Annotated in this window: 8 protein-coding genes; 2 read left to right on the plus strand and 6 right to left on the minus strand. The window is 36.9% G+C overall.

Translation table 11 applies throughout. The features are described 5' to 3' along the window. Positions 1 to 38: 38 nt before the first annotated feature. Both IWC72_RS17255 and IWC72_RS17260 read right to left on the minus strand, forming a co-directional pair. Positions 39 to 2,363, minus strand: a complete 2,325-nt coding sequence (locus IWC72_RS17255) for a polysaccharide lyase 6 family protein (RefSeq protein ID WP_194527423.1) — start codon at positions 2,361 to 2,363, stop codon at positions 39 to 41. A gap of 246 nt (positions 2,364 to 2,609) precedes the next feature. After that, entirely contained in the window at positions 2,610 to 4,928 is a 2,319-nt protein-coding gene (locus IWC72_RS17260) for a chondroitinase-B domain-containing protein (RefSeq protein WP_194530642.1), read from the minus strand. Between the two features lie 316 nt (positions 4,929 to 5,244). Between IWC72_RS17260 and IWC72_RS17265 the strand changes: the two genes are divergently transcribed. Further along, the gene (locus tag IWC72_RS17265; protein ID WP_194530643.1) at positions 5,245 to 6,594 is read left to right on the plus strand and encodes a Kelch repeat-containing protein; all 1,350 of its coding nucleotides are present in this window, start codon (positions 5,245 to 5,247) and stop codon (positions 6,592 to 6,594) included. A gap of 69 nt (positions 6,595 to 6,663) precedes the next feature. Here the strand turns inward: IWC72_RS17265 and IWC72_RS17270 are convergent, their stop codons facing one another. The 3 genes from IWC72_RS17270 to IWC72_RS17280 form a co-directional block, all read right to left on the minus strand. Next, positions 6,664 to 8,133: an AAA family ATPase gene (locus tag IWC72_RS17270; RefSeq protein ID WP_194530644.1), complete on the minus strand. Its 1,470-nt coding sequence runs from the start codon at positions 8,131 to 8,133 to the stop codon at positions 6,664 to 6,666. 12 nt (positions 8,134 to 8,145) lie between these two features. Continuing rightward, a complete protein-coding gene (locus tag IWC72_RS17275; protein ID WP_194530645.1) occupies positions 8,146 to 9,303 on the minus strand; it encodes a vWA domain-containing protein in 1,158 nt (385 codons plus the stop codon). 117 nt (positions 9,304 to 9,420) lie between these two features. Then, positions 9,421 to 10,818 (minus strand): Gfo/Idh/MocA family protein, encoded by a 1,398-nt coding sequence (locus IWC72_RS17280; protein WP_194530646.1) that lies wholly within the window; start codon positions 10,816 to 10,818, stop codon positions 9,421 to 9,423. Positions 10,819 to 11,057: 239 nt separating this feature from the next. Here IWC72_RS17280 and IWC72_RS17285 point away from each other — a divergent pair, with 239 nt between their 5' ends. Next, positions 11,058 to 11,864: a DUF1853 family protein gene (locus IWC72_RS17285; RefSeq protein ID WP_194530647.1), complete on the plus strand. Its 807-nt coding sequence runs from the start codon at positions 11,058 to 11,060 to the stop codon at positions 11,862 to 11,864. Positions 11,865 to 12,054: 190 nt separating this feature from the next. Here the strand turns inward: IWC72_RS17285 and IWC72_RS17290 are convergent, their stop codons facing one another. Beyond that, positions 12,055 to 12,897 (minus strand): DUF4249 family protein, encoded by an 843-nt coding sequence (locus tag IWC72_RS17290; protein WP_194530648.1) that lies wholly within the window; start codon positions 12,895 to 12,897, stop codon positions 12,055 to 12,057. Positions 12,898 to 12,899 lie beyond the last annotated feature (2 nt).

Below are 12,899 nucleotides of genomic sequence, written 5' to 3' on the forward strand. Positions count from 1 at the left end.
AACAATAGTTGAGTTTGTTTTCTCAATTCACTTCACTCCTATTTTACTCCTAAATCACTGCCGTCCGTAGCTTTTCCTTTTAGGGGAGAATCTGCACTTAAAGAATAAGAGCCATCGGTGAATTTTGGGGCTAAATCCCACTGGTTTTCTACAAAATACTTCTGATCTCCTGTTACAACCATTTCATCTGAATTGCTTAGCGCATTATTACGTACTTTAACTATGGGCTCGCCCACTACCAAATGCATTTCAATGGCTTTGCTATCTTTAAAAATATTGTTCTTAATATCTGTTTCCTGCACGCCATATAAAGAGATAGCAGATTTGTATTTGTTTTTCTTTCCAAAACCTACATTATCAAACACATTGTGATCAACTTCTAGGAAAGGCCCAAAAGTACTTTCATCCTTGCCTCCTCTATACAAGCGTAATGCCGCTCCTTGTAGTTCGCTTATGGTATTGTTCTTCATGATGAAGTACTCAACGTTATACGCACCAATATCATCCGTCTCCTTATCTAGTGCTGCGATGCTACCCGTAATCTTTTTAAATGTCGAATTTTGAATGCTTATGGTATCTGCAAACGTGCCTTTTGAAACCCGTAGCACATCAAAAGAATGGTTTACGACCAAATCTTTAAACTCGCAATTATTAATGAATAATTTGTAGTTGTCATTCATGGAATTCTTACTTGTACTAATAACTGAATTACCTGCGTAATCAGGAGATTTAGCACCATCAAAAGTAATATTATCTAAAGATAAGCTTCCGCCGTTTTGAATCTCAAAAGCCATCATTCTTTCGAACAAAATGGTTGCTTTTTTTGCTTCTTTTGTTTTAAAAGTAAGCGGATGATTTATTTTTACAGCTTTTGTTAGTAAGTATATACCACCTTCTTCTAATTCAATGATATCACCTGCTTCCGATTTTTTTACGATATCAAACAAAGTATTGATTCCAGCTTTTACTTTTATCGTTTTACCTGAATTTAATGCTACACTATTGTCTGCTTTGGAATACCAAGTTGTACCTGTATTCTCTTTAGTTGCAATCTTTGGACTAATGGTGACCTTATTCTTTATTTTTTTGGAAGTAGGAATCAAAAACCCTTGCTCATTTTTTACCAATTTAATATCCGCATTTTTAAAGCCTTTCTGAATACTGGTTTCAGAGTTTTTTCCTAAAATATTATTCTTAAAGATAATCCCGCTAATATCATCATCAATAGTAAAGATGTCTTTCTTAGTTTCATTGTAAATAATATTCTCCGAAAATTCAGATGTTCTTGGTGCCTGACTTCGTTCTTCATCACTACCAGCACCAAAAAGAATATTATCGCAATTTACAAAAGTGTTGTTGTTCACCTTAGAATTAATTACGGGTACATAGCGGTTTGGCGGAGAATCTGGCACTCCGTTCATCATGACAAATGCACCCCTAAAACGGTAACCGGTTAAACCAATATGATAATTATTAGTAACCGTTTGTGTTTCATTAATTACTCGAACACCTCCTGTACTTGGTTTTCCATTGCCTATAAATACGTTTCCGTCTACCAAGGTTTCATTTCCGTGTCGCATGGTTAATGTTCCTGTACACTCAAAAAATGTGTTGTACTTAAAGGTATTCTGACAAGATTTATTTGATATGATTTCGTGCTCTCCATTCGTTCTATCAAAGTAGTTGGATTCCACTAAAGTGTTGGAATTTTCTAATGCATGGTGACTGGTTCCTATTCTTAACGTTTCACCTCCGTTGTTCCCGTAAGTAGGACGAGGTCCAAAATAGTTGTGGTCTATTTTATGATTGTTCTCTCTACTATCTTCAGTATCCAGACCTACAATCATAGTAACACCTAGGTTCTTTTTACCTACAATATGGTTGTGGTCTATTCTGTTATTTTTGCCATAAATCGTAACCCAATAATCCTGTACTTGACGTTCTGGGTTATTAAAATTATCAATAACACATTCTGTTAATCTAGAATTATTTGCCATTTCTTCTCTACTCTTCCTAAAAGAAATCACGGCATTAGTTGGCGTGTATCCATTTTTAAAAACGAGACCTCTAACAATTAGATGATTTCCTGCAATTCTTAGATTAGAAGCTCCTTCTAGGGTAACCTTTCCTTTTTCTTCAACGGTAAGTGTTATTGGTTTTTCAGCAGTACCATTAGCTTCAAATAAAAGCTCTGCATCCGTCCATACGCCATTAGCAAGAACAATACTTTCTCCAGGTTGTACATTTTGAAGTGCTTCTTCAAATTCTTCTACACTTTTTACTGTTTCTATTTGTTGGGCAGTAGCCAAAGAGCAGGTAACTGTAATTATAATTAACGATAAAATTTCACTTAAGTGTTTCATATGTAATAATTGGTTTACCAAACTGGTTTACCAAAAATACGCATATTTGTTAAGCACACAAATTTTTAACATAAAATCGGTCAATATTATTCATATTGACCGATTACTTATTGTTGAAACTGATAATTTAACAATTCTAACTACGGTAATTCTGCTATTGCAGTAAATCCATATATCCTAAGAACTATTCAAAAGAGAATTGTATGTGTGCACGATTCACAATAAACCATTAATATTGAGACTGATTTAATACATAAGTTTAAGCGGAAGATTCTCCTCTACAATCAGCTCACCTGAGTTTTTGATCTCGTTATTTGAATGTGTGTTGTTTTTTGCTCCCCAAAGACGGGCAACAAATTTTACCGGATTATCTAGAAATTTATTTCCTGAAAGCTCCACATTTATAATTCCATAGGTATTTAGCAAAACTCCATCTTCTTCTTGTGCACCGCATTTTGTAAAGCTACTGTTGGTTACCACTAAATTTCCCCCCACTGTAGATTCGTCATAGCCGCCCCTGTAGTAATCAATTACATTTTTGCCTACTTCTTTAAATTGACATGCATTAATTAAAATATTCTCGGCATTGTATTCACCACGATCATCAGTTTCCTCAGACAGTTCTATACCATTTGCACAGTTGGTAATTGCAGTAGATTTAAATTTAATGTACTCAGAGAACGAAAGTTTATAGGCTTTTAGCACATAATCAAAATCAGATATTTTAGAATCCACAACCGATAGGTTATAGAGACTGGACATATTGTTCTTTAAACTTGCAAAGGCATACTGCTCACCTGTTCCTTTTAGAATTAAATCTATTAGAGTAAGCTCTCCTTTTGGATTCATTTCAAAAGCTGGCGTCTTTTCTTGCCCGTTATATTGAATAATAGCTTTTTTACTTTTATCCTCAGACCGAATAGTCAGGTCCTTTTCAATCTTTAATGGCGTTTTAAGTTTATATCTATTTGAAGTCAAAACTATAGTATCCCCACTTTTTGCCTTTTGAATGGCTTTTGTTAATTGAGAAACCGAACCTACGGAATGAGTTTTGTTAACAACACTATTTGTCGCTTCAGAAGTAAACCAATCCGGACCGTATTGTGACCTATCCATAAGATTTGGTTTTTCCGATGGCGTTTCAACTATCGCTCCCACCGAATTTTTATCCTCCCTGAAATTTCCAAAGATATCCGTTTTAATCTGGTCAAATTCAAAACCATTGTATAGCTCCGTACCTGATATATCGCTTGCAGGAATAAAAACGTTTTCCTCCAATTCCGAAACTGTAAAGCCTTTAGCCTCCAACCCTGATACTTTTTCAAACGAAACACCTTGGTTATTGATTATATTGTTTTCAAAATCAATTCCATCTATTGAGTCGTGAGCTACAATAGGCTGCTGATCTCCCTTATCGTTATAAATAAGATTATTGGCTACAATTGTACGAATAGGTCTAGCGGACCGGATTTCAGAAAGCGGAAGAATTTCTTTTTGGTCCACATTTGTCCCTACTCCAAACTGCCACGGCGAATCACAGTTAATCCATGAGTTATTGGCAACCACTACGTCCGTTACTTGTAAATATCTATTAAGAGGTGATTTTGGAATACCGTTCATCACAGCAAGTGGGCTTCTAAAAGTCTTCCCTTTCAAATTAAAGAAGTAATTATTTGTGACCCAATGACCAGTACCAATCAGCCTAACCCCTCCTATTTGCTCAGAATCAGTATCGCCTATAAAATAATTTCCATCTATTAAACAGTAATTACCATGTCTCGTTACCAAAGAACCTTCGCTCTTATAAAAGACATTGTTCCTAAATTCATTAAAGTTTGTTTTACTAGAAATAATCTCTACTTCCCCATTACATCTATCAAAGAAATTATTTGATACAACCGTATAGCTTGGAGCCATTGAGGTATAACTATTACCTAGTTGTATGGTTTCTGCGCTGGGACCACCTTTAGGAGGCCTTGGACCAAAATAGTTATCATGGATTTTGTGATGATTCTTTATGCTTTTGTTTCCTGCTAAATCAATCCTCACCGTAGGTCCTCGGTTAGATTTACCGGCAATGTAACAATGGTCCAACTCGTTGTAACGACCGTTAAAAAGTACCCAAAGATCCGTTTGGTTTCTTTGAGCTTTATTGAAGTCTAAAATTACTGTATTAGTAACACGAGAATGGTTGGCAACCGTATCTTTGTTAATTGCAAAATCTATAACAGCATCAGAAGGAGATGCACCATTGGTAAAGTACAAGCCGCTAACAATCAAGTACTCTCCCCCAAGTTTTAAATCAGATTGACCACTAATAATCACTTTGCCCGCAGTTTCTGCTCTTAAAATAATAGGCTGTTTCTCATTACCATAACCAACAAACTTTATTTGTATATCATTCCAATTACCATTAGCCATAATGATTTCATCACCGGGACTGGCGGTATGTATTGCTGTATTCAGTTCAGTGATATCTTTTACGTAGGTTCCTTCTTCTTTAGTTTTTTTTGCAAAAGAAAAGTATAAAAAAGCTGCACTTATTACTAATAAACTAGTTTTCATTATTCAAGTGTATTGAGAGCGTTTGTTCTATTTGATTCTTTAAATCGATAAGAATATTGAGTAATTCTTCTTGATTTAATTGGTTTACCAAACTGGTTTACCAAATATAACTTATTTATTATTCTAAACAAAGTATTTAGCCATATCGAATAGTATTAATTAGTTAATCATTATATTCTTTTTCCTATATTTTTAACTAACCACATTCCCCTTCCTATATTAATTGATGTTCATCTATAACAAGAAACACTTGGTCTAAATCTTCAAATCTTTTTTAAAACGGCTAGTTATATACTTCTAACTTAAAATCCCTATCATGAAGTTTAAAGACCTACTATTTGTTAGTGCTTCCTTAGTAATATTTGGTGCGTGTTCTAGTGACGATTTGGAAATTGATGTACCAGAAACGGACACAGAGCAACCTGAAGAAAAAGAACAAAAATCCGGAAACAAGCCTCCAAATGCATTTAACCTCTCTGCTCTAGTTAATGGTGCCGCAGACACAGAATTAAATCCCCTTTTAACATGGACTGCTACAACGGATCAAGATGGCGATGATATTACATATAAACTACTTTTAGATACCAATGAATCTCCTGAAACTACTATTGCCGAAAATCTTACAACAACCGAATTTTCCATAACCGAAGGTTTGAACCGAAACAAAGTATACTACTGGAAAGTGATTGCTATGGATGCTAACGGAGGTGAAACCGAAAGTACCGAAACTTTTAGTTTTAGCACGAAAGGCTTTGCTTTATCCGAATCAGCTCTTACCACTAACGCAGAATTTAGCAAAAGAAGAAACCACAGTATTACCGAATTTGACGGAAAACTATGGTTGATAGGTGGTCAAGACGACAATTCAAGTTACAAGGATGTTTGGTCTTCTATAGATGGGAAAACTTGGGAACTAATTGCTGAAAATCCTTTTGCCTTTTTTGGCAAAAACAATCATACCGCTATTGTGTTCAAAGATAAGTTTTGGATTATTGGTGGAGGTTTTAGTGATATCTGGTCCTCTACAAATGGTATTGATTGGGTTAAGAATGATTTATCCGGTCCGTTCGGTTCTAGAGAAGGACATTCTACTGTAGTTTATGATGGTAAGCTATGGGTTATTGGTGGTACTAAGGTAAATGAACAAATGAATGACGTTTGGTATTCTGAAGATGGAATAACTTGGACAGAAGCTGCCTCAAGCACGCAATTTTCTCCACGTACAGACCACACTACTGTTGTATTTGATGGTAAAATGTACTTAATGGGAGGAACCTCAGTTCAAGATTTTTCTCCTTCATTCTATAATGACATTTATACATCAACCGATGGTATTAACTGGACGGAAGTAGCTACTGAATCCGTATTTGAAATTCGTGCCAATCACACTTCATTGGTTTATGACAATAAAATGTGGGTCATTGGTGGCTGGCAAGCTGTAACGAATCAAGAAACGATGGAACAAGATGTTGTTTCGTTCGCAGATGTGTGGTATTCAGAGAATGGAACCCAATGGAATAAACTGAACGGTAACGATTCCTATACTGGAAGATTAGGACACGCTTCTGTGTTATTTGAAAATAAAATACTTATTTCCGGCGGATTGAACATTGACCAAGATGACAATCTTAGAACGCACTATAACGACGTTTGGGTTATTGAATAAAAACCCGTAAGAGCCTATTAAAAAAGCCCTTCCTAACGAAAGGGCTTTTTGCTTTTTATGCCATTTTTTTTACAAACCGTCTATATAGCTACCATAGAGGTCTTTGAATTGATATCCTTCTGCAAATCTGTTTTTGCTTAGTTTTTTATGCGATACCAATCCCCATAAAACTAATTCCTTTAAGAAGTATATATCTTCTTTTGGAAAATCTGGTTGATGTTCTTTTACCAGTTGACTCAGTTCAGGAATACTATCTAAAGTCCGTTTATATTCCTCATCGGTAAACTCATCTAAAAGTTCAAAACCTTCCCCTTGAAAGAACCAACTTAATAAGTCATCATAAGGAGATGGAGCATCTTTTCTTTCCAATTTGTTTATAGCCGGGAAGTATTGAGGAAACAAACTTTTAACGGCATCATCAATCAAAATTTCAGCCACGCCATCTGCTCCTTCTTGTTCTCCTTCATACACTAATTCTATTTTACCCGTAATAGAAGGAATAACACCCATAAAATCGCTCAAGCGAACCATTGTGCTATCCGCATCTGTCAATAACGCTCTTCTTTCGGCAGTACTCAACAAGTTTTCAAAAGCCGTAATACTAGTTCGGGCACTTACCCCACTCTTAGCATCTACATACTCACTATCTCTTGCTTCAAAAATAATCTGTTCCAACAAGTCTTTCGCCAAATCTGGAACATAAACAGAATCTGTTTGGCGTGCATCAAGATGTGCTTCTTGCTCCGTAATTTTTCTAGCCGTTTCAATATCCTCTGGATAATGCGTTAAAATTTGAGAGCCGATTCTATCTTTCAACGGCGTTACAATGCTTCCCCTGTTGGTATAATCTTCAGGGTTAGCAGTGAATACAAACTGAATATCCAACGGTAAACGCAATTTAAAACCACGAATCTGAATATCGCCTTCCTCCAAAATATTAAATAGCGAAACTTGAATTCTAGCCTGCAAATCCGGAAGCTCATTGATAACAAAAATACAACGGTTGGCCCGTGGGATCATTCCAAAGTGAATCACCCTATCATCAGCATACGACAATTTAAGGTTCGCCGCTTTTATAGGGTCTACATCACCAATTAAATCCGCTACCGTAACATCTGGTGTAGCTAATTTTTCTGCAAAACGCTCTTGTCTATGTAACCAAGAAATTGGAGTGGCATCACCCTTTTCTTTTATAAGTTCCATGGCGTATCTAGACATGGGTTTCATAGGGTCATCATTAATTTCAGAACCTTCTACCACAGGAATATACTCATCCAGCAAATTGACCATTAAATGTGCCAAACGTGTTTTTGCCTGCCCCCGTAGCCCTAATAAGTTGATGTTATGCCGAGATAGAATCGCACGTTCCAGTTCTGGAATTACGGAATCTTCATAACCCCACACGCCTGTAAACGCATCTTCTCCTTTTTTAATTTTTTGAATGAGATTGTCACGTAACTCATCCTTAACGCTTTTGGTCTGGTATCCGGCAGCTTTTAACTCGCCAAGCGTTTGCATCTTTTTATTATCTAATTTCATAGGTAGAATCTCTTATTTCAATCTTTTTTTCCTGTTGCTCTCGTAATCTTCAAAAATCATTTCACCCAGACCTTTTAATCCAGTAAAGAAAGCCTTGCCTTTGTTCGCTTCTGTAAAATGACGAATAAACTGCATTAAATAAGCATCTTGTGCAATCATAAAAGTTGTTATGGGGATGTGTAATTTCCGTGCCTGCCGTGCCATATTATAACATTTCTCAACAATATAATCATCCAGGCCTACACTATTCTTATAATACGTACCATCAGGAAGCCGTAAACAACTGGGCTTCCCATCCGTAATCATAAAAATCTGTTTATTGGTATTCCGCTTACGGCGCAACATATCCATTGCCAATTGAAGTCCAGCTACCGTATTGGTATGATATGGCCCTACCTTTAAGTACGGAAGGTCCTTTATGGGAATAGGCCAAGCATCGTTACCAAAAACCAAAATATCCAAAGTATCCTTTGGATAGCGAGTCGTAATCAACTCTGCCAATGCCATCGCCACTTTTTTTGCAGGCGTAATGCGATCTTCGCCATACAGAATCATACTGTGGCTAATATCTATCATCAGAACGGTGCTCATCTGTGCTTTATGCTGCGTATCCTCAACTACTAAATCATCTTCATTTAAAGTGAAGCTACCCATTCCATGATTAATCTGGGCATTCTTGAGACTCTCGGTCATTGAAATATGTTCTAAACCATCACCATAACGGTATTCTCGCAAATCGCCGGTATGTTCATCTCCTTGTCCAGATTTACCAGTTTTGTGATTTCCGGAACCACTACGTTTAATTTTACCAAAAATCTGATCTAATGCACGTTGGCGAATAAGGCGTTCCATTTTAGCCGTAATAGAAATATTTCCTTTCCCACCATTTTCATCGCCCTCTTCTCCTTCTCCACCGGCAGCATCATCGTCAAATTCTTCCTGAATGTATCCTTTTGCTTTTAGCTCCTCTATGAAATCATCGATCGTGTATTCATCATCCGTCAGTTCATACTCCTTATCCAATTCACGCAGCCAATCTATGGCTTCATCAAAATCGCCCGAAGTATGGGTTATGAGTTCTTGAAAAATATCGAAAAGTTTTTCAAAGGGAGTCTGTTCCGGTGCTTCATACGTTGAAAACCGGAACCCTTTTCTTGTGTTCATAGCCATTATATAAAATTACTTAATAAAACCGTTAACACCTCCATTTTTAGGAAATGTTAACGGTTACAGGCTATTACCAAACACAGAGCACAGATGCCCTGTTACTTAGAAGAAAAAAGTGTCTTAACTTATAATACCCAAAGGAGCGGTAGTTTTCCAAGCACCGCGAGTAAAATCCGGAAATGCTTGAGGTGCACCATTTGCTGCTACGGAAGCTTCGCTTAAAGGTGAAACCGCACTCCAAAGACAACCTTCATATACATTTTGATCTAAAGGTTCTCCATTTCTCAAACATTCTACAATACGGAAAAGCATCATAAAATCCATTCCTCCGTGGCCGCCCATTTTAGTAGCTAGGTCTCCCACTCTTTTATACAATGGGTGTTCATATTTCTCATAGATCTTTGTCAAGCCATCTCCTTCCGCCCAGTGATGGTGGTCTTCGGTTGCACCTTCAACTCCACCTTCTATGGCAATACGCGTTGGAAAACCGGCCAAAGTACCTTTTGTCCCCTGGATCATATTATGACGCGTGTATGGCCGTGGACTTGTTTCATCCCATTGTACCATTATGGTTCTACCCAAAGTAGTTTTTATGATTGAAGTATTGATATCACCTCCTTTATAATCTAATTTATTCCATTTGTGATTCTCAGAAAAGTTCTTTTCTGCATACAATTGACGACCTTTTGCAGGCGATGAAAAAGAATTCATAAACTTAAAATTATCGTCTGTACGGCCAACGTTCATGTATTGTGCTACCGGACCCAAACCGTGAGTTGGGTACAAATTTCCATTTCTATGCGCATAATGTGGTGTACGCCAAGAACCTGTGCCACGTTCTTCTTCCATCATCTGAAAACGTAATTCGTGAATATAGGATGCCTCGCCATGCAACAGCTCACCTATTACGCCTTCACGGCACATATTTAGATACAACAACTCATCTCTACCGTAGTTAACGTTTTCCATCATCATACAATGCTTCTTCGTCTTTTCGGAGGTGTCTACTATTTGCCACATTTCTTCAACAGTTAAAGCAATAGGAACTTCCACAAAAGCATGAGCACCGGCATTCATAGCTGCAATGGCCATTGGGGCATGTAGACTCCAAGGGGTTGCTATAATAACAGCGTCTGGCTTTTCTTTTTCCAGCATTTTTTTCCAATCGTTCTCTCCATCCGTATAAAGCTTTACCTTTTTATGTCTTTGGCCTCTACCAGCTTCCTTACAGGCATCAGCAGATTTTTGAGCTAAATCTTCATATAAATCCGATATAGCAACAACCTCTGTACCTTCAATAGCCGCTATTTGTTCTACGTGACCTGAACCTCTAGCGCCTACACCAATAAATGCAAAACGTACCTTATCCAATTTAGGGGCCTTAAAGCCACCCATATATTGCGACGAAAATGGCCGCTCCGTTCCTAAAAAATTAGCTTGAGAAATATTTGGAGCCAGAGCAATTCCTGCTCCTACCAATGACGATTTTTTTAGAAAATTTCTTCTATTCGAGTTCATTTGTCTTTTTTAGTGAGTTGTTGTAGAAATGAAACTACAATATAAAGAAGTTTTAGCAATTTAAATCACAAGAAATGCCACTCCTATCAAAGTCTTACAAAGTGCCGTTTATTTTTTTGACAGCCCGTTTAGAGAACATATCTTCGTAAACTCCGGGCAAGCCCGCGAGGCATTTAAAGAAATATACCTTGATTTCGAGGCAAGCCTCGGAGCATTTAATCTCGATTATCGAGTAAAAGATGATAAAAGAACAATGCTTAGGATTTTTGAATACACCTGCTTTGTGGATAGGTGAGCAATTTGGAATAGAACAGTTTGTTTTCCCTGAGCTCAACATGAGTAGGTTCCTTCCTAAACCCATTTTTAAAAAGATGCGGTTAGGTCATCAAATGGAACATGTTTTTGAACAGCTGTTAATACGAAATAACACCTACGAACTTGTGCTCCACAACCAACCGGTAAAAGATGGAAATCTAACCATTGGTGAAATCGATTTTATTCTAAAAAATAGAGAAACAGAAAAACTGCTACATGTAGAACTCACCTATAAATTTTACATTATTGACCCCACCATTTCGGAACCTATTCACCGATTAATAGGACCTAACCGAAGGGATATGTTCTATACTAAAATGGAAAAAATACGCGATAAACAATTTCCTCTTCTTCATTCCGAAAATGGAATTAGAACGTTATCTGAAAGAAATATAAACCATGAGGATATTGAGCATCAAGCGTGCTATAAGGCCCAGCTTTTCATGCCTTTTACCGATATGAATGTTGATATCACTCCTTTAAATACAGACTGTATCTATGGTTATTGGGTTCGTTTTACTGATTTTGAAAATTCAGCGTTCAGAAATCATAAATACTACCTCCCCTATAAATCCGAATGGGTGATAGAACCTCATAAAATGGTAAGATGGTCATCGCACTTTGAAACTCTAATGGAAGTAAACCTAAGAACCCTTAACGAAAATGCTCCCATGCTCTGGATGAAAAAATCCGATACCGAGTTTGAGAAGTTTTTTGTGGTTTGGTGGTGAGAGTTAGTAGTTAGTAGTTAGTAGTTAGTAGTTAGTAGTTAGTAGTAGTTAAAAAACGCCCATCATAAAAATGCTCTACCTGAGTTTTTTTATTTTAATTGTCCCGTCAGTACCAACTTTTAAAACTGCAAACAACGACCCAATACTTTCTTCTCTATACTCCATACTAACTACTTAATACCAACACAAATCACTCAAACGTATAACTGGCTTTATTTACCTCTGTTAACCGAAAGTACCCATGTGCATAATTATCAGGAGTGGTTAGATTTACACAATTTCCCTTTACGGAAACTGGTGTTGCCGAAAAAATACCAACGCCTCCTATTTGGTCAATTAGAATATCCATATAATCATAATATGCTTCAGAAATGCCATACATTTCTATGGCTACAACATCGCCTGGAACCAATACCTCTATTTTATCAGTGTCTTCATCCTCTTCCTGTTCATACCACCAATCGATTTCATTTCCGTTTACAAATTCATCGTATCCCACCTCAAATTCTGGTAACAGGTCTCCTTGCCTTTGAAATTTAAAGAGATAGAAATTTTCTTCATCCACAGGGTCTGTAAATTCAACATGTAATTCCAATTCTTCATTATCAAAACCATCTTCTCTATCTTGGTACAAATCCGTAATTTCGGTAACGGGCATCAATGTTTCCTGAGCTGAGTAGGTTTCACCATTATGTACAACTTCAAGAGTGTAAGATTGATTTAAAACAGGTACAAATTCAGTAGTAATGTATTCGCCGTTGTTTTGATCGGTAAAAATAAATTCTTCTCCGCTAGTGTCGTTCGTAACAGAAACAGAAGCGCCTGTTACCTCTGTATTACTGGTGGTATCAAAAAATTCGGTAGAGTTTCTCAATTTTACCATTTGCTCATTGCCCATAGTTCCTTTCTCCCAATCTAATGAGGCCTGAATTACCAAACGTGTTGGGGCTTCTTGTACGTCTACATCAACAACATCTGTACAAGAGATTGACAAGACTAAAAGCAATACTGTGATTTTTATATAATTACGCATTT

Source organism: Zobellia roscoffensis, assembly GCF_015330165.1.
Taxonomy (GTDB): domain Bacteria; phylum Bacteroidota; class Bacteroidia; order Flavobacteriales; family Flavobacteriaceae; genus Zobellia; species Zobellia roscoffensis.

What these genes read in the sequence shown, in the direction of transcription:
- IWC72_RS17270 (WP_194530644.1), bottom strand. Translation starts at nt 8,133, where the DNA reads ATGAAATTAGATAATAAAAAGATGCAAACGCTTGGCGAGTTAAAAGCT.
- IWC72_RS17265 (WP_194530643.1), top strand. Translation starts at nt 5,245, where the DNA reads ATGAAGTTTAAAGACCTACTATTTGTTAGTGCTTCCTTAGTAATATTT.
- IWC72_RS17290 (WP_194530648.1), bottom strand. Translation starts at nt 12,897, where the DNA reads ATGCGTAATTATATAAAAATCACAGTATTGCTTTTAGTCTTGTCAATC.
- IWC72_RS17275 (WP_194530645.1), bottom strand. Translation starts at nt 9,303, where the DNA reads ATGGCTATGAACACAAGAAAAGGGTTCCGGTTTTCAACGTATGAAGCA.
- IWC72_RS17285 (WP_194530647.1), top strand. Translation starts at nt 11,058, where the DNA reads ATGATAAAAGAACAATGCTTAGGATTTTTGAATACACCTGCTTTGTGG.
- IWC72_RS17255 (WP_194527423.1), bottom strand. Translation starts at nt 2,363, where the DNA reads ATGAAACACTTAAGTGAAATTTTATCGTTAATTATAATTACAGTTACC.
- IWC72_RS17260 (WP_194530642.1), bottom strand. Translation starts at nt 4,928, where the DNA reads ATGAAAACTAGTTTATTAGTAATAAGTGCAGCTTTTTTATACTTTTCT.
- IWC72_RS17280 (WP_194530646.1), bottom strand. Translation starts at nt 10,818, where the DNA reads ATGAACTCGAATAGAAGAAATTTTCTAAAAAAATCGTCATTGGTAGGA.